This is a genomic window from Duganella sp. 1411 (assembly GCF_017833525.1).
Classification (GTDB): Bacteria; Pseudomonadota; Gammaproteobacteria; order Burkholderiales; family Burkholderiaceae_D; genus Rugamonas.
This window is the reverse complement of sequence record NZ_JAFICD010000003.1, coordinates 595,075-617,858: the sequence shown is the minus strand read 5'-3', so window position 1 is coordinate 617,858 and position 22,784 is coordinate 595,075. Positions and strand designations below refer to the sequence as shown.

Annotated in this window: 20 protein-coding genes; all 20 read right to left on the bottom strand. The window is 64.0% G+C overall.

Features of this window, described 5'->3' with window-relative positions:
- Nucleotides 1-28: 28 nt before the first annotated feature.
- The 20 genes from hisC to JOD97_RS19790 all read right to left on the bottom strand — a co-directional run bounded on the left by hisC (nt 29) and on the right by JOD97_RS19790 (nt 22,783).
- Nucleotides 29-1,132, bottom strand: coding sequence for a histidinol-phosphate transaminase (gene hisC / locus JOD97_RS19885; RefSeq protein WP_209722065.1), 1,104 nt, complete (start codon nt 1,130-1,132; stop codon nt 29-31).
- A gap of 13 nt (nt 1,133-1,145) precedes the next feature.
- The gene (locus JOD97_RS19880; protein ID WP_209722062.1) at nt 1,146-1,988 is read right to left on the bottom strand and encodes a site-specific DNA-methyltransferase; all 843 of its coding nucleotides are present in this window, start codon (nt 1,986-1,988) and stop codon (nt 1,146-1,148) included.
- A complete protein-coding gene (hisD, locus tag JOD97_RS19875) occupies nt 1,985-3,310 on the bottom strand; it encodes a histidinol dehydrogenase (protein ID WP_209722059.1) in 1,326 nt (441 codons plus the stop codon). Before hisD ends, JOD97_RS19880 begins: the two co-directional genes overlap by 4 nt.
- A gap of 25 nt (nt 3,311-3,335) precedes the next feature.
- Nucleotides 3,336-3,998 carry an ATP phosphoribosyltransferase gene (gene hisG, locus JOD97_RS19870; RefSeq protein WP_209722055.1) on the bottom strand — a complete coding sequence of 221 codons (663 nt, stop codon included), beginning with the start codon at nt 3,996-3,998 and terminating at the stop codon, nt 3,336-3,338.
- Nucleotides 3,999-4,002: 4 nt separating this feature from the next.
- On the bottom strand, nt 4,003-5,253 hold the full coding sequence (gene murA, locus JOD97_RS19865) for a UDP-N-acetylglucosamine 1-carboxyvinyltransferase (RefSeq protein ID WP_209722052.1): 1,251 nt from the start codon (nt 5,251-5,253) through the stop codon (nt 4,003-4,005).
- A 2-nt stretch (nt 5,254-5,255) separates the two neighbouring features.
- Nucleotides 5,256-5,492, bottom strand: a complete 237-nt coding sequence (locus JOD97_RS19860) for a BolA family protein (protein WP_209722049.1) — start codon at nt 5,490-5,492, stop codon at nt 5,256-5,258.
- A gap of 33 nt (nt 5,493-5,525) precedes the next feature.
- Nucleotides 5,526-6,293 carry an ABC transporter permease gene (locus tag JOD97_RS19855; protein ID WP_209722046.1) on the bottom strand — a complete coding sequence of 256 codons (768 nt, stop codon included), beginning with the start codon at nt 6,291-6,293 and terminating at the stop codon, nt 5,526-5,528.
- Nucleotides 6,290-7,204, bottom strand: coding sequence for an ABC transporter ATP-binding protein (locus JOD97_RS19850; RefSeq protein ID WP_209722044.1), 915 nt, complete (start codon nt 7,202-7,204; stop codon nt 6,290-6,292). The genes JOD97_RS19855 and JOD97_RS19850 overlap by 4 nt, the downstream gene beginning before the upstream one ends.
- A 199-nt stretch (nt 7,205-7,403) precedes the next feature.
- Nucleotides 7,404-7,748 (bottom strand): lipid asymmetry maintenance protein MlaB, encoded by a 345-nt coding sequence (locus JOD97_RS19845; RefSeq protein WP_209722041.1) that lies wholly within the window; start codon nt 7,746-7,748, stop codon nt 7,404-7,406.
- A gap of 34 nt (nt 7,749-7,782) precedes the next feature.
- On the bottom strand, nt 7,783-8,424 hold the full coding sequence (locus tag JOD97_RS19840; RefSeq protein ID WP_209722701.1) for a phospholipid-binding protein MlaC: 642 nt from the start codon (nt 8,422-8,424) through the stop codon (nt 7,783-7,785).
- Nucleotides 8,425-8,454: 30 nt separating this feature from the next.
- Nucleotides 8,455-9,318 carry a VacJ family lipoprotein gene (locus JOD97_RS19835; RefSeq protein WP_209722038.1) on the bottom strand — a complete coding sequence of 288 codons (864 nt, stop codon included), beginning with the start codon at nt 9,316-9,318 and terminating at the stop codon, nt 8,455-8,457.
- Nucleotides 9,319-9,789 carry an outer membrane lipid asymmetry maintenance protein MlaD gene (gene mlaD, locus JOD97_RS19830; RefSeq protein WP_209722034.1) on the bottom strand — a complete coding sequence of 157 codons (471 nt, stop codon included), beginning with the start codon at nt 9,787-9,789 and terminating at the stop codon, nt 9,319-9,321. It lies immediately after the preceding gene.
- Between the two features lie 44 nt (nt 9,790-9,833).
- Nucleotides 9,834-10,619, bottom strand: a complete 786-nt coding sequence (gene mlaE / locus JOD97_RS19825; protein ID WP_209722031.1) for a lipid asymmetry maintenance ABC transporter permease subunit MlaE — start codon at nt 10,617-10,619, stop codon at nt 9,834-9,836.
- Nucleotides 10,616-11,419: an ABC transporter ATP-binding protein gene (locus JOD97_RS19820; protein WP_209722026.1), complete on the bottom strand. Its 804-nt coding sequence runs from the start codon at nt 11,417-11,419 to the stop codon at nt 10,616-10,618. Before JOD97_RS19820 ends, mlaE begins: the two co-directional genes overlap by 4 nt.
- Nucleotides 11,420-11,869: 450 nt before the next feature.
- On the bottom strand, nt 11,870-13,333 hold the full coding sequence (locus JOD97_RS19815) for a glutamate synthase subunit beta (RefSeq protein WP_209722023.1): 1,464 nt from the start codon (nt 13,331-13,333) through the stop codon (nt 11,870-11,872).
- Nucleotides 13,334-13,369: 36 nt separating this feature from the next.
- The gene (locus JOD97_RS19810) at nt 13,370-18,094 is read right to left on the bottom strand and encodes a glutamate synthase-related protein (protein WP_209722020.1); all 4,725 of its coding nucleotides are present in this window, start codon (nt 18,092-18,094) and stop codon (nt 13,370-13,372) included.
- A gap of 201 nt (nt 18,095-18,295) precedes the next feature.
- Complete coding sequence (locus JOD97_RS19805; RefSeq protein ID WP_209722018.1) at nt 18,296-18,994, bottom strand: transposase; 699 nt, start codon at nt 18,992-18,994, stop codon at nt 18,296-18,298.
- 193 nt (nt 18,995-19,187) lie between these two features.
- Nucleotides 19,188-20,783, bottom strand: coding sequence for a methyl-accepting chemotaxis protein (locus JOD97_RS19800; protein ID WP_209722016.1), 1,596 nt, complete (start codon nt 20,781-20,783; stop codon nt 19,188-19,190).
- 144 nt (nt 20,784-20,927) lie between these two features.
- On the bottom strand, nt 20,928-21,608 hold the full coding sequence (locus JOD97_RS19795) for a response regulator transcription factor (RefSeq protein WP_209722014.1): 681 nt from the start codon (nt 21,606-21,608) through the stop codon (nt 20,928-20,930).
- Between the two features lie 44 nt (nt 21,609-21,652).
- Nucleotides 21,653-22,783 (bottom strand): HAMP domain-containing sensor histidine kinase, encoded by a 1,131-nt coding sequence (locus JOD97_RS19790; protein WP_209722012.1) that lies wholly within the window; start codon nt 22,781-22,783, stop codon nt 21,653-21,655.
- Nucleotide 22,784: the final 1 nt, after the last annotated feature.

The window sequence follows — 22,784 nt, the reverse complement described above, 5'->3', positions numbered from 1 at the left end:
GGGTGGCGATAATTTAAGCTACAAGCATTTAACTTGCAAGCGATGCAAGGGATGCCGACAGGGCATCCAGGAAGGCGGCGTTCTCTTCCGGCGTGCTGACCGTGACACGTAAACAATTGGCCATCACGGTATCCATTTTACTCATATTTTTAATTAATACCTTGTGAGACAGTAATTTCGCATAGGCATCATCGGCATTTGGCACCCGAATCAAGATAAAATTCGCCGCCGACGGAAACACCTCCACCCCCGGCATGGCGGCCAGCGCGGCCATCAGATCGGTCCGTGCGGCGCGCAAATCGGCGGCCTGCTGGTTCAGCACCTCCAGGTTGTCGAGCGCGAATTCGGCCGCCGTCTGGGTCAGCACGTTGATGTTGTAAGGAGGCCGCACTTTGTCCAGTTGCTCCAGCAATTTGGGCGCGGCCGACATGTAGCCGAGGCGGATGCCGGCCAAACCGAGCTTGGACACCGTGCGCATGACGATCAGATTGTCGAATTCCGGCAGCCGGTGCATGAAGGTTTGCTGGGCGAACGGCTCGTAGGCCTCGTCGACCACGGCCAGGCCGAAACCATCCAGGGCCTTGATGATCGTGACGATATCGTCGTCCGAGAACAGGTTGCCGGTGGGGTTGTTCGGGTAGGACAGGAACACCAGCGCCGGTTTGTGCTGTTCGATCGCGGCCAGCATGGCGGGCATGTCGAGCGTCATGTCGGCCTTGACCGAGACGCCGACGTAGTCCATGCCGGCGAACCGGGTCGAGCGGCCGTACATGACGAACGACGGCGTCGGCGAGATGGCGACGGCGCGGCGGTCCTGGCGCGCGCAGGCCATGCACAGGATCGAAATGAGCTCGTCGGAGCCGTTGCCCAGCATGACGTCGTAGCCGGCCGGGACGCCCAGCTTGGCGCGGATGCGCTGCTTGGTGCTTTCGTAGGAGGCCACCGGGTAGCGGTTCAGCGTGACGTCGGCCAGGCGCCGGGCCAGCTCGCGCGTCAGGTGCTCCGGCAGGTGGTAAGGGTTCTCCATCGCATCCAGCTTGATAAAACCGCTCGCGTCGGCGACATGGTAGCCGGGGACGGCGCGCACATCGGAACGGATGGTGTTGTTGATCAGGGTGTCGATGGAAGACATCTTACGTGGGCTCCTAGGGGGTGGTGGCGGTGCGTTTGACCGCGGGTTTTTTACTGCTGCGGGGGACGGGCTTTTTCTTTTCGGGCGGCGGCGGCGGCGCATCCAGCGCGGCGATGCGTTCGGCGATGATGGCGCAATAATCGGGGTTCAACTCGAAGCCGACGAAATCGCGTCCGCAGCGTTTGGCGGCGATCGCCGTCGTGCCGCTGCCCATGAACAGGTCCAGCACCACGCCGCCGGGCGGGCACGAGGCCTTGACCATGCGCTCGATGATCTCCAGCGGCTTTTGCGTCGGATGGTCGGCGCGCTCGGGATGCTCGCGGTGCAGGCGCGACACGCTCCACAAATCCTTGGGGTTGTAGCCCACTTCCAGCCATTTGGCGCCGACGAAGATCGAGCGCGAACGGGCTTTCTTGGTTTCGGCGTCGTACGGGATGCGCACCGCGTCGAGGTCGAAATAGTAATCCTTGCGGCGCACGAAAAAGCCGATGGTGTCGTGCACCGACGAATAACTGCGCACGCTGCCGCCCATCGACGGCACCCGGCGGTCCCAGATAATCTCGTTCATCATCGTCATGCGCTTTTTCAGCAGCACGAAAATCTCCGGCGAAAAGCGCCACGTCAGGAAGATGTACAGGCTGCCGTTCGGCTTGAGCTTGGGCAGCGCGGCGTCGATCCACTGCTCGGTCCAGCGCAGGTATTCGTCGACCGTCTGCTGGTCCGAGGCGTTGCCGTAGTCCTTGCCCAGGTTGTACGGCGGATCGGTCAGGATCAAATCGATGGAGCCGTCCGGAATGCGCGCCAGGCCGGCCAGCGCATCCTCGCAGAACACCTGGTTGATCCAGGCCTCGGTCATCGCGGCGTCTTCAAACGCAGTTCGGCGCTGCGGGCGTGCGCCTGCAAGCCTTCGCCGTAGGCCAGTTCGGCCGCGACCTTGCCCAGGGTTTGCGCGCCGGCCTCGCTGACCATGATCACCGACGAGCGCTTCTGGAAATCGTACACGCCCAGCGGCGACGAGAAGCGCGCCGTGCGCGACGTCGGCAGCACGTGGTTCGGGCCGCAGCAGTAGTCGCCCAGCGACTCGGACGAGAAGCGGCCCAGGAACATGGCGCCGGCGTGGCGGATCTTGTCGGCCCACTGCTGCGGGTTCTCGGCCGAGATTTCCAGGTGCTCGGCGGCGATGCTGTTGGCGATGGCGCAGGCTTCGTCCATGTCGCGCACCTTGACCAGCGCGCCGCGGTCGGTCAGCGAGGTGCGGATGGTCTCGTGGCGCGGCATCGTCGGCAGCAGCCGGTTGATGCTCTCTTCCACGCGGGCGATGTAGTCGGCGTCGGGGCATAGCATGATGGCCTGCGCCAGCTCGTCGTGCTCGGCCTGGGAGAACAGGTCCATCGCCACCCAGTCCGGATCGGTGGTGCCGTCGCAGACGATCAGGATCTCGGACGGACCGGCGATCATGTCGATGCCGACGATGCCGAACACGCGGCGCTTGGCGGCGGCCACGTAGGCGTTGCCGGGGCCGACGATCTTGTCGACCGGTTGTATCGTTTCGGTGCCGTGGGCCAGCGCGCCGACCGCCTGCGCGCCGCCGATGGTGATCACGCGGGTGACGCCGGCGATGGCGGCGGCGGCCAGCACCATCTGGTTCTTCACGCCGTCCGGGGTCGGCACCACCATGATGATTTCGCCGACGCCGGCCACGTGCGCCGGGATCGCGTTCATCAGCACCGACGACGGATAGGCGGCCTTGCCGCCCGGGACGTAGATGCCGACGCGGTCGAGCGGGGTGATTTTCTGGCCCAGCACCGTGCCATCCGGCTCGGTGTAGGTGAAGCCTTGCAGCTCCTGCTTCTGGCGCTCGTGGAACACGCGGATGCGCTGCGCGGCCACTTGCAGCGCCTCGCGCTGCGCCGCCGGAATCGACGCCAGCGCGGCCTGCAGTTCGCTTTCGGGAATGTCGAAGGCGGCCATGCTGGCGGCGCCGCCGTTCGGGATGCGGTCGAAGCGGTTGGTGTATTCCAGCACGGCGGCGTCGCCGCGCGCCTTGACGTCGGCCAGGATGCCGGCCACCGAGCGCTCGATGGCGTCGTCGGTGCTTGCTTCAAACGCCAGCAGCGTGTCCAGGGACTTTTTGAAATCGGCTTGGGTGGAATCGAGCTTGGTGATTTGAATCGGCATGATGGAATCCGTGGTTACAGCTTAGTTATAACTTCGAGGCGCGTTCGAACGCTTCGATGATCGGTTGCAGACGCTCGCGCTTGAGTTTTAACGCGGCCTGGTTGACGATCAGGCGCGACGAGATGTCCATGATGGCTTCGACTTCGACCAGGTCGTTGGCGCGCAGCGTGTTGCCGGTGCTGACCACGTCGACGATGGCGTCCGACAGGCCGACCAGCGGCGCCAGTTCCATCGAGCCGTAAAGTTTGATCAGGTCGACGTGCACGCCCTTCTTGGCGAAGTGCTCGCGCGCGGTCTGCACGAACTTGGTGGCCACGCGCAGGCGCGCGCCCTGGCGCACGGCGGTCTCGTAGTCGAAGCCGTTCTTGACGGCGACCGACATGCGGCAGGCGGCGATGTTCAAGTCGATCGGCTGGTACAAGCCCTCGCCGCCGTGCTCCAGCAGCACGTCCTTGCCGGCCACGCCGAAGTCCGCCGCGCCGTGCTGCACGTAGGTCGGCACGTCGGTGGCGCGCACGATGATGACGCGCACGTCGGGATCGTTGGTCGACAAGATCAGCTTGCGCGAGGTCTCGGGGTTCTCGGTGACGGTGATGCCGGCCGCTTCCAGCAGCGGCAGCGTGTCCTCGAAAATACGTCCCTTCGACAGCGCCAGGATCAGCTGCGAATTAGCTTGGAATGCACTCATGTTTTTACTTGATCCGTTTGATGTTGGCGCCGACGGCGGACAGCTTCACTTCCATCTGGTCGTAGCCGCGGTCGAGGTGATAGATGCGGTCGATCAGCGTTTCGCCGCGCGCGGCCAGCGCCGCGATCACCAGCGAGGCCGAGGCGCGCAGGTCGGTCGCCATCACCGGCGCGCCGACCAGCTGCGTCACGCCCTTGATGAAGGCGGTGTTGCCGTCGGTCTCGATGGACGCGCCCAGGCGGTTCATCTCCTGCACGTGCATGAAGCGGTTCTCGAAGATGGTCTCGGTCACGCGGCTCGGGCCCGAGGCGATAGTGTTGACCGCCATGAACTGCGCCTGCATGTCGGTCGGGAAGCCCGGGTACTCGGTGGTGCGGAAGGTGACCGGTTCCGGGCGCTGGTCCATCTGCGCGCGGATCCAGTTGTCGCCGACGGTCATCTTCAGGCCGACTTCGCGCAGCTTGTCGAGCGCCGCGTCCATGATGTCGACGCGGGTGTTGCGGATCGTGATGTCGCCACCGGTGGCGGCCACCGCGCACAGGAAGGTCGCCGCCTCGATGCGGTCGGAGATGACGGCGTGTTTGGCGCCGTGCAGGGATTCGACGCCCTGGATCACCAGGCGGTCGGTGCCGATGCCTTCGATCTTGGCGCCCATGGCCACCAGCAGGTTGGCCAGGTCGGTCACTTCCGGCTCGCGCGCGGCGTTTTCCAGCACGGTTTCACCCTCGGCCAGCGTGGCGGCCATCAGCAGGTTCTCGGTGCCGGTCACGGTGATCATGTCGGTGACGATGCGCGCGCCCTTGAGCTTTTTGCATTTGGCGTAAATGTAGCCGGCGTCGATGGTGATCTCGGCGCCCAGCGCCTGCAGGCCCTTGATGTGCTGGTCGACCGGGCGCGAACCGATCGCGCAGCCGCCCGGCAGCGAGACCTTGGCCTCGCCGAAGCGCGCCAGCAGGGGGCCGAGCACCAGGATCGAGGCGCGCATGGTCTTCACCAGCTCATACGGCGCTTCCAGCTTGCTGATGGCGGCGCCGTTGAGCGTGACGGCGTCGCCGTCCTGCTTGACCTGCAGGCCGGTTTCCTTCAGCAGTTTGAGCATCGTGGCGACGTCGTGCAGGTGCGGCACGTTGGTCAGTTCCAGATCGCCAGCGGTCAACAGGCCCGCGCACAGGATGGGCAGCGCCGCGTTCTTGGCGCCGGAGATGTTGATGTCGCCGTGCAGGCGGTTGCCGCCCTGGATGAGGAGCTTGTCCATGCTTATCCTTTGTATTCTTCAGGGGTGAGGGTTTTCATCGACAGCGCGTGGATCTCTTCGCGCATGCGGTCGCCCAGCGCGGCGTAGACGATCTGGTGGCGCTGGATCGGACGCTTGCCGGCGAACGCCGGCGAGACGATGATCGCCTGGAAGTGCTGGCCGTCGCCCTCGACCTCGAGGTGGGTGCATTCGAGGCCGGCGGAGATGTAGCCGTGGATCAGTTCTGGAGTGGTAGGCATGATGAATCCTTAAATATATTAGTGGCGCAGACCTTAGTGGCGTAGACGATAGCCGCTGCGCAGCAGACGAATGGCGGCCAGCGACAGCACCACCAGGAAGCCCGAGACGATGGCAAGGCTGGTCCATGGATTGGTGTCGGACTGGCCGAAGAAACCGTAGCGGAAGCCGTCGATCATGTAGAAGAACGGGTTCAAATGCGACACGGCCAGCCAAAACGGCGGCAGCGAGTGGATCGAGTAGAACACGCCGGACAGGAACGTCAGCGGCATGATCAGGAAGTTCTGGAACGCGGCCAGCTGGTCGAATTTCTCGGCCCAGATGCCGGCGATCAGGCCCATGGTGCCGAGGATGGCGGCGCCCAGCAGCGCGAACACGATGATCCACAGCGGCGCCGTGAACGACATGTGGGCGAACCAGGCGGTGACGGCGAACACGCCGAAGCCGACCGCCACGCCGCGCACCATCGCCGCCAGCACGTAGGCGGAGAAGATCTCCCAGTGCGACAGGGGCGTGAGCAGCACGAACACCAGGTTGCCGGTGATCTTGGACTGGATCAGCGACGACGACGAGTTGGCGAAGGCGTTCTGCAATACGCTCATCATCACCAGGCCGGGGATCAGGAACGAGGTGTAGCTGACGCCTTCATACACCTGCACGCGGCCTTCGAGCACGTGGCCGAAGATCAGCAGGTACAGCATGGCCGTCAGGATCGGCGCGGCGACGGTCTGCGTGGCCACCTTCCAGAAGCGCAGCGTCTCCTTGTAGACCAGGGTGCGGAAACCGCTCGAGATGAAGTTCATACGGTCCCCTTGTCCATGATCTGCAGGAAGATGTCTTCCAGGTCGGCCTGCTGCAACTGCATTTCGTCGATGACGGCGCCGGACTCGCGCAGGCGCGCCAGAATGGTCTCGACCTCCGAATATTCGTTGATGCGCAGGCTGTATTTGCGACCATGGTCGGACGCCTCCGGGTGCGTGACCAGGTGCTTGAGGTCTTCCGGCAGCTCGCCGTGCGCCATGTTGACGATCAGCTGCGAGCCGGAGATGCGGCGGATCAGCGCCGCCATCGTGTCGAGCGCGACGACCTTGCCGCTTTTGAGCATGGCCACGCGCTTGCACATGGCCTGCGCCTCCTCCAGATAGTGGGTGGTCAGCACCACCGTGTGGCCCTCGCGGTTCAGGCGCGAGATGAACTTCCACAGCGTCTGGCGCAGTTCGACGTCGACGCCGGCGGTCGGCTCGTCAAGCACGATGACGGGCGGCTTGTGCACCAGCGCCTGCGCCACCAGCACGCGGCGCTTCATGCCGCCCGACAGCGCGCGCATATTGGTGTCGGCCTTGTTGGTCAGGTCGAGGTTGTGCATGACCTCGTCGATCCAGGCGTCGTTGTTGGGCAGGCCGAAGTAGCCGGACTGCAGGCGCAAGGTTTCGCGCACGGTGAAGAACGGGTCGAACACCAGCTCCTGCGGCACCACGCCGAGCTTGCGGCGCGCCTCGCGGAAGTCGCCGGTGACGTCGTGGCCGTGGATGGACACCTTGCCGGCGTCGGGCCGGATCAGGCCGGCGATGATGGAAATGAGCGTGGTTTTGCCGGCGCCGTTGGGACCGAGCAGGCCGAAAAACTCGCCCTCCTCGATCGACAGGGAGACGCCGCCCAGCGCCTGCAGCGACTTGTAGCGCTTCTCGACATTCGTAATTTGGATCGCTGTCATTCTTGGACTTATCGGTTGTGCGGCGGCTGGTGCCGGCGCGAAAGCTCTAATGGTGCCTCGATGCAGATCAAGGCGGAAGGTAGACCAGGCGCCACGGCTCTTAGGCAGTGGCAACGTTCAATTATATTGGAAATCTGGTTCGGCAGAGCCGGACCGGGCAATTACTGGGGATGGTGCGGGCGGCGGGGTGGGGCGGGGGTCAATGATGGTGGAGCAGGTCGGCAGGCGCGTCGGCCTGGCCGGCGCAGGATTGCGCGGGGTCGCTTTGTTCGGGGAACACCAGCGCGCACACGCCGTACAGCTTGGTCAGGCTTTGCAGCGCCGGCGGCAGGTTTTTCAGTTCCAGCTTGACGCCGGCCTCGCCGGCGGCGCGTTGCCAGGCCAGCAAGACCGAAACGGCCACCGAATCGACCGTCAACACGTGGCGCAAATCAAACACCGTCTGGCCGGCCTTGATGGCGGCCAGGCCGCGCTCGAGCGCCGAGGTGGCGTTGAGCACGGTCAGGGACGTGAGCGATTGCAGGTTGTCGGTCGGTTCGGACATGGTCGTTATCTAGGTGAAAACGTTCGTGGAAACGTTATTTTGCCGTGGTTTTCAGGGGTTTGCTAGCCAGCGACTGGTTTTTCGCGGTCAGGGTCTTGATCAGGCCGTCGATGCCGCCCTTGCTGATCTCCGACGCGAACGTGCCTTTGTAGGTCTCGACCAGCCAGGCGCCCATGACGTTGATGTCATAGATCTTCCAGCCGGCGGCGGCCTTGGCGACGCGGTAGTTCAGCGTGATCGGCTCGCCGCGGGTCATGTTGACCTTGGAGCGCACTTCCACCTCGGTGTCCGACGCATCGGCGCGCAGCGGCTGGAAGTCCACCGTTTCGTTCTTGATCTGCGACAGCGCGCCCGAGTAGGTGTAGATCAGCAGGGTGCGGAACTGTTCCGACAGCTGCTTTTTCTGCTCCGGGGTGGCGTCGCGCCAGAAGCGGCCGGCGGCCAGCGAGGTCATGCGATCAGAGTCGACATACGGCAGGATCTTGGTCTCGACCAGCTGCATCACCTTCTTGGTGTCGCCCGCCTGGATCGCCTTGTCGGTCTTGGCCGTCTCGATGACGTCCTGGCTGATGCGCTTGACCAGCGCGTCCGGCGCTTCGTTGGCGGGGCCGGCGGCGTGGGCGTTGAACGCCAGCGCGACGGTTGCTACGGCAAACAGTTGTTTGAACAATTTCATCATTTATCTACCTATGTGGGTTCTTCGGGGTCACAGGCTGGCGTTGCTCGCAGCCGGCGTACCGGAGTTTAACTCCTTTGGGGCCGATTCGGATGACACGGTTGCCGAACTTTCTGCTGGCTTCGCTTCAGCGGCGGCCTGCGGCGAGGCCGGCTTGGCCTCCTCGACCGCCGGATCCTGCTGATCCTGCTGTTGAGGCTTGGCGCCGTCGCCGTCCGGATGGATCAGGCTCTCGCGGCGCTGCATGTAGCCGTCGCGGATGAACTCGTAGCGGTCCAGCGCGGCGTCCTCCAGCATGCTGGTGGCGTCGAGCAGGCTGGCGCGGGTGTCGACCAGGTTGACGCCGGTGCCGATGTTACGCAGGTAGACCGGGTCCTTGTACGACCAGATGTTGCCGGCGAAATCGGCCGGCAGCGCCACGGTGTCGCGCACCGTCGACGGGCCCAGGATCGGCAGCATCAGGTAGGGACCGGACGACACGCCCCAGGTGCCCAAGGTCTGGCCGAAGTCTTCCTTGTGCTTTTGCAAACCCGCCTCGGAGGCGATGTCGAACAGGCCCAGGATGCCCAAGGTCGAGTTCAGCGCGAAACGGGTGATGTCGCTCATGCCCGCTTCGCCCTTGCCTTGCAGCAAATTGTTGACGGCGGTCCAGGCGTCGCCCAGGTTGCCGAAGAAGTTGCCCACGCCGGTCTGCACGAACGATGGCGTGACGTCGCGGTAGACGGTGGCGACCGGTTTCAGCGCGTAGGTGTCGACCTTGTCGTTGAACGAGAACACGGCGCGGTTGTAGCTTTCGTACGGGTCGCGCGGGTTGGGACCGGCGCAGCCGGCCAGCATCAAGGTGACGCCCAGCGCCAGCGCGGCCTGACGCAAGTGTTTCGGGGTGCTAGACATTTATTCTTCCTTTTTTCCTTCGGCGGCCTTGCTGTAGATGAACTGATTGATCAGGTCTTCCAGCACGGCGGCCGATTGGGTTCGTGCGATTTTGTCGCCGGCGGCCAAGTTATTGGTGTCGCCGCCGGCCTCGATGCCTACGTATTGCTCGCCCAGCAGACCGGCCGTCAGAATCTTGGCGGAACTGTCCTTAGGGAATTTATAACCTTCTTCCATGTTCAAGGTTACCAGCGCCTGGTAACTCTTGTCATCAAACTTGATCTCGCCGACCCGGCCGATCACCACGCCGGAAGCCTTGACCGCCGCTTGCGGGCGCAGGCTGCCGATGTTGTCGAACTTGGCCGTGATCGGGTAGGTCTTGCCAAAGGACATGGAACCCATGTTGCCGGCCTTCAGTGCCAAGAACATCAGCGCGGCCACGCCGACGACGATGAACAGACCGACCCAGACATCCAGTGATTTACGTTGCATAGCTATCCTCGCTTAATACTACCAATTTTTCTTTAATTTGCTGTTTATTTGCTGAACATCAAAGCGGTCAGCATGAAATCGAGCCACCAGATCATCAGCGATGAGATCACGACCGTGCGCGTGGTGGCGCGCGCCACGTCTTCCGGCGTCGGCTGGGTCTGATAACCCTGGTACAGCGCGATAAAGGTGATGGCCACGCCGAACACCACGCTCTTGACGAAACCGTTGAAGATGTCTTTCCAGATATCGACGCCGCCCTGCATCTGCGACCAGAAGGCGCCGTCGTCGACGCCGATCAACTGCACGCCGACCAGCCAGCCGCCGAGCACGCCGACGGCGCTGAACACCGACGCCAGCAGCGGCACGGCGATCACGCCGGCCCAGAAACGGGGCGCCAGCACGCGCTGGATCGGGTTGACGGCCATCATCTCCATCGCCGACAACTGCTCGCCGGCCTTCATCAGGCCGATTTCCGCCGTCAGCGAGGTGCCGGCACGGCCGGCGAACAGCAGCGCGGTGATGACCGGGCCCAGTTCGCGCGTCAGGCCCAGCGCCACCAGCAGGCCGAGCGACTGCTCGGCGCCGTATTTATTCAGCGTGTAATAGCCCTGCAGGCCCAGCACCATGCCGACGAACAGGCCGGACAGGGTGATGATCAGCATCGAATAATTGCCGATGAAATGCAGTTGCTCGATCAGCAGGCGCGGACGGCGCAGCAGGCCGGGCGACAGGCCGATCATGTTGAGGAACAGGCGCGCGCCGTAGCCGATGCTCTCGATGTAATCGCGCAGCGGCGCGCCCAACTGGGACAACCAATTTCTTACAGTCATGCTTTACCCCCCAGGCCCAGATCGTCGGCCAGGGACTTGCCCGGATAGTGGAACGGCACCGGACCGTCGGCCTCGGCGTTGACGAACTGGTGCACGTAGGGATCGGTCGACACCATCATGTCGGCCGGCGTGCCGTGCGCAACAATCTTGCCCTGCGACAGGAAGTACACATAGTCGGCGATGGCGAAGCATTCCTTGACGTCGTGCGAGACCAGCACCGTGGTCGAGCCGAGCGCGGTGTTGAGGTTGCGGATCAGGTTGGCGGTGACGCCCATCGAGATCGGGTCGAGGCCGGCGAACGGCTCGTCGTACATGATCAGTTCGGGATCGAGCGCGATCGAGCGGGCCAGCGCCACGCGGCGCGCCATGCCGCCGGAGATCTCGGCCGGCTTCAATTTGGCGGCGTTGCGCAGGCCGACCGCGTGCAGCTTCATCAGCACAAGGTTGCGGATCAGCTCTTCCGGCAGATCGGTATGCTCGCGCAGCGGGAAGGCGACGTTTTCAAAGACGGTAAGATCGGTGAAGAGCGCGCCATGCTGGAACAGCATGCCCATTTTGCGCCGCAGCAGATACAAGCCGGCGGTATTCAACTTGTGCACAACCTGGCCCTGGACTTTCACCTGGCCTTTTTGCGGGCGGATCTGGCCGCCGATCAGTCGCAATACCGTCGTCTTGCCGCTGCCCGAACCGCCCATCACTGCGACCACTTTTCCACGTGGGAAGTCCATGTGGAGGCCCGACAAGATCGAGCGCCTTCCATAGGAAAAGTGTAAATCACGGATTTCGACAAGATTAGGCACGACTGAACTCATTATTTTGAATGCCGTATTGTAGTGCAGAAAGGTTAATCTCTGCTGGGAGAGGCCCGATTTCAGGCCGAGGGACCACCTGGGAATGGCAGATAATACAACACTAATGAATCCCAAGTCAGCAATTTACACCCGGCACGAAATGTTACATTGCTGCGGCGCGGTGCCAGTATGCGGGCAAGACTCTTACCGGATTCTGACTGACTGCTCACCCCCGGGGGGCCAGTGCCGCTAAGTTAAGGCGATTTTCGTAGGGCGGATTAGGCGGAACGCCGTAATCGGCCATCGATGAGCCGCCGATAACGCATGCATGGCCGATTACGCTGCGCTAATCCGCCCTACCTGGTTCCGATGTCCGCCTAACTTACAAAAAAACCGGGTAGCGCATGGGGATCGCCCACACGCTCCCGGCTGGGAACCAGACTGCTCCGTGCCTGCCGATTAACGTGGCAGGTCGGAATAGCCCATCAGGAACTCGTCGACCGCGCGCGCGCACTGGCGGCCTTCGCGGATCGCCCACACCACCAGCGACTGGCCGCGGCGCACGTCGCCGGCGGCAAACACTTTAGGCGCCGACGTCTTGTAGCAACCCTCGCCATCGGTGGTCGCCTTGGCGTTGCCGCGCGCATCCTTGTCGATGCCGAACGCGTCGAGCACGTTGGCGACCGGCGAGACGAAGCCCATGGCCAGCAGCACCAGGTCGGCCTTCATCTCGAATTCCGAGTTCGGCACTTCGCTCATCTTGCCGTCTTTCCATTCGACGCGGCAGGCGACCAGCTTCTCGACCTTGCCGCCCTTGCCTTCCAGACGCTTGGTGGCCACCGCCCAGTCGCGCTCGCAACCTTCCTCGTGCGACGACGAGGTGCGCAGCTTGGTCGGCCAGTACGGCCACACCAGCGGCTTGTTCTCTTGCTCCGGCGGCATAGGCATCAGTTCGAACTGCGTGACCGAGGCGGCGCCGTGGCGGTTCGAGGTGCCGACGCAGTCGGAACCGGTGTCGCCGCCGCCGATGACGACCACGTGCTTGCCGGTGGCCTTCAACTGGTCCTTGACCTTGTCGCCGGCGTTGACCTTGTTTTGCAGCGGCAGGAAGTCCATCGCGAAATGCACGCCCTTGAGCTCGCGGCCCGGGACCGGCAGGTCGCGCGGCTGCTCGGCGCCGCCGGCCAGGATGACCGCGTCAAATTCTTTTTCCAGGTCTTCCGGGAAAATCGTTTCCTTGGCCCAGTTGTTGACGTTGGCCGGGAAGTCCTTGCCGACCAACACGCTGGTGCGGAACACGACGCCTTCGGCTTCCATCTGCTTGATACGGCGGTCGATATGCGACTTTTCCATCTTGAAGTCGGGAATGCCGTAGCGCAGCAGGCCGCCGACGCGGTCGCTCTTCTCGAACACGGTCACGGCGTGGCCGGCGCGCGCCAGCTGCTGCGCCGCCGCCAGGCCGGCCGGGCCGGAACCGACCACGGCCACTTTCTTACCGGTCTGGTGGGCGGCCGGTTGCGGCACCACCCAGCCGTGTTCCCAGCCCTCGTCGATGATCTTGTGCTCGATCGACTTGATGCCGACCGGATCGTTGTTGATGCCGAGCGTACAGGCCGACTCGCACGGCGCCGGGCAGATGCGGCCGGTGAATTCCGGGAAGTTGTTGGTCGAGTGCAAGGTGTCGAGCGCTTCGCGGTAGTTGCCGCGATAAACCAGATCGTTCCAGTCCGGGATGATGTTGTTGACCGGGCAGCCCGTGTTGCAGAACGGGATGCCGCAATCCATGCAGCGCGCGCCCTGCACCTTGGCCTGCTCGTTGGTCAGGGTGATGACGAACTCGGAATAGTTCTTCAAACGCGCCGCCGGTGGCAGATAGCCCTCGTCCTGACGCTGGAATTCCATGAAACCGGTGATTTTACCCACGATAAATCCTTAAATATGTTCTGTCAGAGGCGGCGCTCAGGCGGCGATCGGCTGTACGGCGGCGGCTTCGTTCGCCACGTCCTCGGCCATTTCGGCCAGGGCGCGTTTGTATTCGCTCGGGAATACCTTGACGAACTTGCCGCGGCTGTCGGCCCAGTTGTCCAGCAACAGGCGGGCACGGGTGCTGCCGGTGTGCTTGAAGTGGCGCTCGATCAGGCGCTTGAGGATCACCTCGTCCGCTTCCGCGCCCTGGTCCTTGTGCTGGATGTGCCAGGTGGCCTTGTCCGCTTCCTGCTGCTTGGCGGTCAATACCGGCTCCAGCGACACCATCGCCGTGTTGCAACGCGACTCGAAATCGCCGTCCGGGTCGTACACGTAGGCGATGCCGCCCGACATGCCCGCGGCGAAGTTGCGGCCGGTGCCGCCCAGCACGACGACGGTGCCGCCGGTCATGTATTCGCAACCGTGGTCGCCGGTGCCCTCGACGATCGCCGTGGCGCCCGAGTTACGCACCGCGAAACGCTCGCCGGCCACGCCGTTGAAGAAGGCTTCGCCGCTGATGGCGCCGTACAACACCGTGTTGCCGATAATGATGTTGTTGACGGCCCAGCCGCGGAACTCGGTGTTCGGACGCACGATGATGCGGCCGCCCGACAAGCCCTTGCCGACGTAATCGTTGCCTTCGCCAACCAGGTCGATCGTGATGCCGTGCGCCAGGAAGGCGCAGGCGGACTGGCCGGCCGTGCCTTGCAGCTGGATGTGGATGGTGTCGTCCGGCAAACCGGCGTGACCGTAGCGCTTGGCCACTTCGCCCGACAGCATGGTGCCGACGGTGCGGTTGACGTTGCGCACCGGCGAGATGAACGAGACGCGCTCGCCCTTCTCCAGCGCGGCCTTGGCTTGCGCGATCAGCTTGTGGTCGAGCGCCTTGTCGAGGCCGTGGTCCTGCTCCATCGTGTGATAGATCGAGTGGCCGTCCTGCACTTCCGGCTGGTAGAAGATGGCGCTGAAGTCCAGGCCCTTGGCCTTCCAGTGCGTGATCGCCTTCGACTTGTCCAGCAGGTCGACGCGGCCGATCAGCTCGTCATAGGTGCGGATGCCCAGTTGCGCCATCAGCTGGCGGGCTTCCTCGGCGACGAAGAAGAAGTAGTTGACCACGTATTCCGGCTTGCCGGAGAACTTGGCGCGCAGCACAGGGTCCTGCGTGGCGACGCCGACCGGACAAGTGTTCAGATGGCATTTGCGCATCATGATGCAACCCTCGACCACCAGCGGCGCGGTGGCGAAGCCGATCTCGTCGGCGCCCAGCATGGCGGCGATGACGACGTCGCGGCCGGTGCGCATCTGGCCGTCGGCTTGCACGCGGATGCGGCTGCGCAGGCCGTTGAGCACCAAGGTCTGCTGCGTTTCCGCCAGGCCCAGTTCCCAAGGCGTGCCGGCGTGCTTGACCGACGACAATGGCGAAGCGCCGGTGCCGCCGTCGTGGCCGGCAACCACGACGTGGTCGGCCTTGGCCTTGGTGACGCCGGCGGCGACGGTGCCGATACCCACTTCCGACACCAGCTTGACCGAGATCGAGGCGCGCGGATTGGCGTTCTTCAGATCGTGGATCAGCTGCGCCAGGTCTTCGATCGAATAGATGTCGTGGTGCGGCGGCGGCGAGATCAGGCCCACGCCCGGCACCGAGAAGCGCAGGGTGGCGATGTATTCCGACACCTTATGGCCGGGCAGCTGGCCGCCTTCGCCGGGCTTGGCGCCCTGGGCCATCTTGATCTGGATCTGGTCGGCCGAGTTCAGGTAGGCGGCGGTGACGCCGAAACGGCCCGAAGCGACCTGCTTGATGCGCGAGCGCAGCGAATCGCCTTCCTGCAAGGCAATGTCGACCACCATCTGCTCTTTGCCCATGACCGAGGCCATGGTCTCGCCCTGCTTGATCTTGATGCCTTTGAGTTCCATCGTGTAGCGCGATGGATCCTCGCCGCCCTCGCCGGTGTTGGACTTGCCGCCGATGCGGTTCATCGCCACGGCCAGGGTCGCGTGCGCCTCGGTCGAGATCGAACCCATCGACATCGCGCCGGTGGCGAAACGCTTGACGATTTCCTTGGCCGGCTCGACTTCCTCCAGCGGGATCGCCTTGGTCGGGTCCAGCTTGAACTCGAACAGGCCGCGCAACGTCAGGTGGCGCTTGCTCTGGTCGTTGATGATCTGCGCGTACTCTTTATAGCTGGAGAAGTTGTTGCTGCGGGTCGAATGCTGCAGTTTCGCGATCGCGTCCGGGGTCCACAGGTGGTCTTCGCCGCGCACGCGGAAGGCGTACTCGCCGCCGGCGTCCAGGTGGTTGGCCAGCACCGGATCGTCGCCGAAGGCCAGGTTGTGCAGGCGCAGCGCTTCCTCGGCCACTTCGAACACGCCGATACCTTCGACGTTCGAGGCGGTGCCCTTGAAGTACTTGTCGACCAGCGACTTGTTCAGGCCAACGGCTTCGAAGATCTGCGCGCCGCAGTACGACATATAAGTGGAGATGCCCATCTTCGACATCACCTTCATCAAGCCCTTGCCGACGGCTTTGGTGTAGTTGTAGACGGCCTTCTCGCCGGACATGTCGCCCGGCATGCCGTGCGCCAGCTCGACCAAGGTTTCCATCGCCAGGTACGGGTGGATCGCTTCGGCGCCGTAGCCTGCCAGCAGCGCGAAGTGGTGGGTCTCGCGGGCCGAGCCGGTTTCAACGACCAGTCCGGTCGAGGCCCGCAGGCCCTTGCTGACCAGGTGCTGATGCACGGTCGATGTGGCCAGAAGCGCGGGGATGGCGACACGATCGGCGCCGATCGAGCGGTCCGAGACGATCAGGATGTTGTGGCCGGACTTGACGGCGTCGACCGCCTCGGCGCACAGCGAGGCCAGGCAGGCTTCGACGCCTTCCTTGCCCCAGGCCAGCGGGTAGCAGATGCTCAGCTCGTACGACTTGAACTTGCCGCCGGTGTGCAGGCTGATGCCGCGCAGGCGCGCCATGTCGTCGAAGCCCAGGATGGGCTGCGACACTTCCAGGCGCATCGGCGGGTTGACGTTGTTGGTGTCCAGCAGGTTGGGTTTCGGGCCGATGAACGACACCAGCGACATCACCATCGCTTCGCGGATCGGGTCGATCGGCGGGTTGGTCACCTGGGCGAACAGCTGCTTGAAGTAGTTGTACAGCGGCTTGAGCTTGTTCGACATCACGGCCAGCGGCGAGTCGTTGCCCATCGAGCCGGTCGCCTCTTCGCCGGCGGCGGCCATCGGCGCCATCAGGAACTTCAGGTCTTCCTGGGTGTAGCCGAACGCCTGCTGGCGGTCCAGCACGGACGCGACGGCTTTTTCGCCCGGCGCGGCGCTGTACTTGACGCGGTTGTGCGCCAGCTGGCTTTCGCTCAGCTTGATTTCGTTGAGCTTGATGCGCACGGCGTTGATCCACGCCTTGTACGGCTTGGCGTTGGCGTAGGTGTCTTTCAGCTCTTTATCGTCGATGATGCGGCCCGCTTCGAGGTCGATCAGGAACATCTTGCCCGGCTGCAGACGCCATTTCTGGATGATTTTCGACTCGGGAATCGGCAACACGCCCGATTCCGACGCCATCACCACCAGGTCGTCGTCGGTGACGATGTAACGCGCGGGACGCAAACCGTTGCGGTCCAGCGTGCCGCCGATGTAGCGGCCGTCGGTGAAGGCCATGGCGGCCGGGCCGTCCCATGGTTCCATCATCGCGGCGTGATATTCGTAGAACGCGCGGCGATTATCGTCCATCGTGCCGTGATTTTCCCACGCTTCCGGGATCATCATCATCATCGCCTGGGCGATAGGATAGCCGGCCATCAGCAGCAGTTCGAGCGCGTTGTCGAAGCAGGCGGTGTCCGACTGGCCTTCATAGATCAGCGGGAACAGTTTCTGCAGGTCTTCGCCCAGCACGGCCGATTTCATCACGCCCTCGCGCGCGCGCATCCAGTTGAAGTTGCCTTTGACGGTGTTGATCTCGCCGTTGTGGGCGATCAGGCGGTACGGGTGGGCCAGCGGCCATTCCGGGAAGGTGTTGGTCGAGAAACGCTGGTGCACCAGCGCCAGCGCCGACACGCAACGCGCGTCCTGCAGGTCTTTATAGTACACGCCGACCTGGTCGGCCAGCAGCAGGCCCTTGTAGACGATGGTGCGGGCCGACATCGAAGCGACGAAGAATTCCTTACCGTGCAGCAGCTTGAGCGCCTGGATGGCGTGGCCGGACGATTTGCGGATCACGTAGAGCTTACGTTCGAGTGCGTCGGTCACCATGATGTCGGCGCCGCGGCCGATGAAGATCTGGCGGATCACCGGCTCTTTGGCGCGCACGGTGGGCGACATCGGCATGTCGCAGTCGACCGGCACGTTGCGCCAGCCCAGCACGACCTGGCCCTCGGCGCGCACGGCGCGCTCGATTTCCTGTTCGCAAGCGATGCGCGAAGCGTTTTCCTTCGGCAGGAACACCATGCCCACGCCGTATTCGCCTGGCGGCGGCAGTTCGATACCTTGTTTGGCCATCTCGTCGCGGTAGTACTGGTCCGGGATCTGGATCAGGATACCGGCGCCGTCGCCCATCAGCGCGTCGGCGCCCACGGCGCCCCGGTGATCCAGGTTCTTCAGGATCAGCAAGCCCTGTTCAACGATGGAGTGGCTCTTGTTGCCCTTGATATGGGCGACGAAACCGACGCCGCAGGCATCGTGTTCATTGGAAGGATCGTACAGACCTTGGGCTTTCATGGGGCTTCTCCGCTGGCAATTAGGCTAATGGGAAATAGAGTAGTGCAATGCAGCGTAAAAGACAACCATAACAAATAGGGTCGGAGTCGAATTAATTTTTCAGGAGTTGCCGGAAATTTTAAATGGGGACAGAGTCAATGCGGGCCGATAAAGCCCGCACACCACGGGGGTCGGACCCATCGGGTCCGACCCCGCGACGGCTCAGGGTTCGGTTTTGATTTTGAAAGGGCGGCCCCGCTTCGCCGGCAGCACCTGGCGCTTGACCTTGTTTTGCAGGGCGGTCTTGAACTGCTCCGATCCCAGCGGCCAGCCCTTGAGCAGCGCCTTGCCGATCACGTCGATCTGCTCGGCCGTCAGGGGTGGCTCGCTCAGCGCCGTGTAGGCGGCCTCGCGCTGGAATGGCGTGTTGCCCAGCGCCCAGAACTGCGCGTGGTCGATGACCAGGCCGTCCGAGCGGATGCCCGCGTGGTGACAGTAGCTGGACCAGCGATAGTCCTCGGCGCGGCTCACCAGGCCGTTGCGGACCGGGTTGGATTCGATATAGCGGCTGCACAACATGAAGTATTCATCGGCGTCGATCAGCGAGGTTTTGTAGCGTCCGTTCCACAAAGTTCCCGTGCGGCTATATTTCTGGTTGAAGTAGGGCACGTAGTAGCGGCCGATCCATTGCATCATCTGGCCCAGGCCGCCCTCGTCGGACGGCGTCACCAGCAAATGCAGGTGGTTGGGCATCAGGACGTAGGCGTGGACGGCCACCTTGTGGTTTTTGGCGGCGGTGCGCAGCCAGCCGTGGAAAGCTTCGTAATCATCGGCATCGTGGAAGATCGGCTGGTCGTTGTTGCCGGTCTGGATCACGTGGTGCGGCTGGGAGGGGACGATCAGGCGGGGAAGGCGGGCCATATAAGCTAACGGTAAATCCGCTCGTGTTACACGTAGGGCAGATTAGGCGGAATGCCGTAATCCGCCAATGCGCGAGCCGTCGGGACGCATGCAGTGGCGGATTACGCTGCGCTAATCCGCCCTACGTGGATCTGATGTCAGTCGGGCGGCGGTGGGCGAAGCGCAGATTCTACACCACTCTGTCCCCGATTAATCACGCGCGCAGCAAAACCGGCGCCACTCTGTCCCTGTTTTTGCCGCCGGGGCTGGAAAGCTGGAACACGCTGACCACTTTCGCCAGCGCGCCGCTCTGGTCCTCCAGCGCCGCCGAGGCCGCCGCCGCCTCCTCCACCAGCGCCGCGTTCTGCTGCGTCACCTGGTCCATCTGGGCGATGGCGCGGTTGATCTGCTCGATGCCGGCGGTCTGCTCGACACTGGCGCTGGTGATCTCGCCGATGATGTCGGTCACGCGGCCGACGTTGGCGACGATCTCGCGCATCGTGCTGCCGGCTTCGGCCACCAGCCGGGCGCCGGTTTCCACCTTGTCGACCGAGTCGCCGATCAGGGTCTTGATTTCCTTGGCCGCCGCCGCGCTGCGCTGGGCCAGGTTGCGCACCTCGGACGCGACCACCGCGAAGCCGCGCCCCTGCTCGCCGGCGCGCGCCGCCTCGACCGCCGCGTTCAAGGCCAGGATGTTGGTCTGGAACGCGATGCCGTCGATGACGGCGATGATGTCGACGATCTTGTGCGCCGACGCGTTGATCTCCGTCATCGTGTCGACCACCTGCTCGACCACGTTGCCGCCCTTGACGGCCACCTCCGACGCCGACAGCGCCAAGGTGTGCGCCTGGCGCGAGTTGTCGCCGTTTTGCTTGACGGTGGCGGTCAGCTCCTCCATCGACGACGCCGTCTGCTGCAGCGAGCTGGCCTGCTGCTCGGTGCGGGCCGACAGGTCCAGGTTGCCGTGGGCGATCTCGCCGGACGCGGTGGCGATGGTGTCGGTGCCGCTGCGCACCTGGCCGACGATGTTGACCAGGCTGGCGTTCATGTCGTTCAGCGCGCGCAGCAGTTGGCCGGTCTCGTCCTTGCCGCGCACGTCGATCTTGCTGCTCAAGTCGCCGGCGGCGACGGTTTGCGCCACCAGCACCGCCTGGTGGATCGGGCGCGTGATCGACACCCCGATCACATAGGCGAACCAGGCGCCCAGCGCCAGCGCGCCGGCCGCCAGCGCCAGCAGGAAGCGCTGGCCGGAACGGAACTGCTGCTGCACGTCGGCGGCCAGCTCACGGCCGACATCGGCCTCGTACTTGCCGATCTTGGCCACGCTGCTCAAATAGGCGGCGAACTGCGGCTCGAGCCGGTCGTCGGCCAGGCGGCGGGCGGCGTCGATGTCGCCGCTGGTCTTGAGCTTGAACATGGCGTCGCGGCTGGCCGCGTAGTCCTTGCGCACCGACGCGACGGCCGCCAGCAGCGCCTTTTCCTCGTCGCTGACGAGCATCGGCTCGAGTTGCTGCTGGATGGCGTTGACGCGCGCGCGGGTGGCGGCGGCTTTTTCGGTGACGGCCGGCGATTCGGCCGTTTCGGTGTTGCGGGCGAAGGCCAGCACGCCGATGCCGCTGATGCCGATCTGGTTGTGCCATTCGGCCGTCAAGCGTTCCTTGACGCTGGCGCTGCCGACCATCTCCTCGGTCAGGTCGCCGACCGCCTGCAAGCGCCACACGCCGGCCATGGCCATGCCGACGATGAGCAGCATCACCAGCCCGAAGCCACCGGCCAGCCGCACCCCTATTTTCAAATCGGAAAAACGCATCGCAATACTCCTCAAAAACACAGTTTGAGGAACCATACTACGATGTCGATGCCTTAGAGAAACTCACCAATTCTCACAGCGGCCTGAGCTATATCAAATAAATCGTTTTGCTCAGGACAGCGCGGGGCGGAAAAATGGTTTTGCTCAGGACAAATTGAAACTTGCGGAAAGACTGTAGCCTTCGCCGTAAGCGCTGCGCAGCGGCAGATCCTGGCCCAGGCCGGTGCGCGCCTTCTTGCGCAGGCGGTACACCAGCATGTCGACGCGGCGGCCGGCGTCCGGGTCGTCGCCGCCGATGCCGGCCACGATGACCTGGCGCGGCACCGGACGGGTGTTGATCGTCAGCAGGTGCAGGAAGTTGCACTCCTTCTCCGTCAACGTGATGGCCAGGCCCTGCAGCTCGAGCTGGCGGGCGCTGACCTTCAAGGTCCACTTGCTCGGCAGCGGGATGGTTTCCTGCGGACCGACGCGGCGGTCCAGCGCCTCGATGTGCGCGGCCAGCTCGGGAAATTTGATCGGCTTGGTCAGATAATGGTCGGCGCCGAGGCGCAGGCCGAGGATGCGGTTGTCGAAGGCGACGCGGCCGGTCAGCACCAGCAGGCCGATCTGCGGATAAAGCTGTCGCATGCGCGGTATCACGTTGAAGCCGTCCTCGTCGGGCAGGCCCAGGTCCAGCACCACCACGCCCACATTTCCGTGGCTCAGGGCGGTCCACATATCGCTGGCGTTGTTGGTGATGTGCACTTCGTGTTGAAGCTCAATCAGGAACTCCGCCATTTCTTCGGCGTAGTCCAGATTGTCTTCCACGATGAGTATTTGCGTCATTGGTGCGCCATTGAATCGATTGTTGAGGGTCGCGCCCTGCTGCGTCAGCTTGCGTCCGAGGAATTATCACTGTTGCCACCCGGTCGCGCAAGGTTTTTCCCCGTGGCGGGCCCTACCGGAAGCCAAATCCGGAATTCGGCGCCGCTTTCAGAAACATTTCGGACGGTGACGGTCCCGCCGTGCACGTCGGCGATGGCGCGCGCCATGTACAGCCCGAGCCCGGACCCGGGCACGCCGCCGGCATTGCTACCGCGGAAGGACTTGGCGAAGATGTGCTCCAGTTCCGCCTGCGGCACGCCGGCGCCGGCATCGCGCACGAGGAACTCGACGCCGCCCTCCATGGCGGTTTTGCCCAGCAATTCTAACGGAGTATTGGCATCCGTGTACTTGACCGCGTTATCGATCAGAATTTCCAGGCAGAGACGAATGCCGGCCGGATCGCAGCGCATCCATTGCGGTAGCGCCTCGAGCCGCAGATCGACGCGGCCGCGGCGGGTGCGCGCCTGCTCGGCGACCTCGCGCAGCAGCGCGGCCGGCGAGATCTCGTCGGGCTGGCGCGCGCGGCCGATGCTGGCCATGCGCTCGGGCGACAGGTAGTCGTCGAGCAGCGCCAGCATGCGGTCGACCGCCGTCTGGATCTTGCGGTAGCGCTTGCGGGTGCCTTCGTCGTGGTGGGCGCCGGTCATCTCCAGGCGCTGCACGGCGCCGTCGATGGTCGACAGCGGCGTGCGGAATTCGTGCGACAGCATCGAGGCGAATTTTTTCTGCTGCTCGGCCAGTTCGCGCCGCGCGCTCAGGTCGCGCACCACGCCGACCACCGACACCGGCACGCCGGCGGCGTCGACAATCAGGGTCGAGGCGATTTCGACCGGCAGCACGCGGCCGTCGGCGTGCGCCAGCGCGGCCTCGCGCACCAGATGGAGGTCACCGTCGCCGGCCGCGTGGCGCGCCAGCCTGGGCGCCAGATCGCCCAGCAGCTCGGCGCCCAGCGCGCCGGCGTTGGCCAGCGTGTAGCCGAACTGGCGCTCGGCGGCGGGACCGAGCCAGGTCAGTTGCAAGGTGGCGCAGTCGGCCATCCAGCTCACTTCGTCGCTATGCTCGAGCAGCAGCCGGTAGCGCGCCGCGTTGGCCCGCGCCAGCGCCAATTCCGCCTGCAACTGGTCGACGGTCGGCACC

Bases quoted from the DNA above. Each gene is read 5' to 3' on its own strand.
- hisC (WP_209722065.1), bottom strand. From the start codon at position 1,132: ATGTCTTCCATCGACACCCTGATCAACAACACCATCCGTTCCGATGTG.
- JOD97_RS19880 (WP_209722062.1), bottom strand. From the start codon at position 1,988: ATGACCGAGGCCTGGATCAACCAGGTGTTCTGCGAGGATGCGCTGGCC.
- hisD (WP_209722059.1), bottom strand. From the start codon at position 3,310: ATGCCGATTCAAATCACCAAGCTCGATTCCACCCAAGCCGATTTCAAA.
- hisG (WP_209722055.1), bottom strand. From the start codon at position 3,998: ATGAGTGCATTCCAAGCTAATTCGCAGCTGATCCTGGCGCTGTCGAAG.
- murA (WP_209722052.1), bottom strand. From the start codon at position 5,253: ATGGACAAGCTCCTCATCCAGGGCGGCAACCGCCTGCACGGCGACATC.
- JOD97_RS19860 (WP_209722049.1), bottom strand. From the start codon at position 5,492: ATGCCTACCACTCCAGAACTGATCCACGGCTACATCTCCGCCGGCCTC.
- JOD97_RS19855 (WP_209722046.1), bottom strand. From the start codon at position 6,293: ATGAACTTCATCTCGAGCGGTTTCCGCACCCTGGTCTACAAGGAGACG.
- JOD97_RS19850 (WP_209722044.1), bottom strand. From the start codon at position 7,204: ATGACAGCGATCCAAATTACGAATGTCGAGAAGCGCTACAAGTCGCTG.
- JOD97_RS19845 (WP_209722041.1), bottom strand. From the start codon at position 7,748: ATGTCCGAACCGACCGACAACCTGCAATCGCTCACGTCCCTGACCGTG.
- JOD97_RS19840 (WP_209722701.1), bottom strand. From the start codon at position 8,424: ATGAAATTGTTCAAACAACTGTTTGCCGTAGCAACCGTCGCGCTGGCG.
- JOD97_RS19835 (WP_209722038.1), bottom strand. From the start codon at position 9,318: ATGTCTAGCACCCCGAAACACTTGCGTCAGGCCGCGCTGGCGCTGGGC.
- mlaD (WP_209722034.1), bottom strand. From the start codon at position 9,789: ATGCAACGTAAATCACTGGATGTCTGGGTCGGTCTGTTCATCGTCGTC.
- mlaE (WP_209722031.1), bottom strand. From the start codon at position 10,619: ATGACTGTAAGAAATTGGTTGTCCCAGTTGGGCGCGCCGCTGCGCGAT.
- JOD97_RS19810 (WP_209722020.1), bottom strand. From the start codon at position 18,094: ATGAAAGCCCAAGGTCTGTACGATCCTTCCAATGAACACGATGCCTGC.
- JOD97_RS19805 (WP_209722018.1), bottom strand. From the start codon at position 18,994: ATGGCCCGCCTTCCCCGCCTGATCGTCCCCTCCCAGCCGCACCACGTG.
- JOD97_RS19800 (WP_209722016.1), bottom strand. From the start codon at position 20,783: ATGCGTTTTTCCGATTTGAAAATAGGGGTGCGGCTGGCCGGTGGCTTC.
- JOD97_RS19795 (WP_209722014.1), bottom strand. From the start codon at position 21,608: ATGACGCAAATACTCATCGTGGAAGACAATCTGGACTACGCCGAAGAA.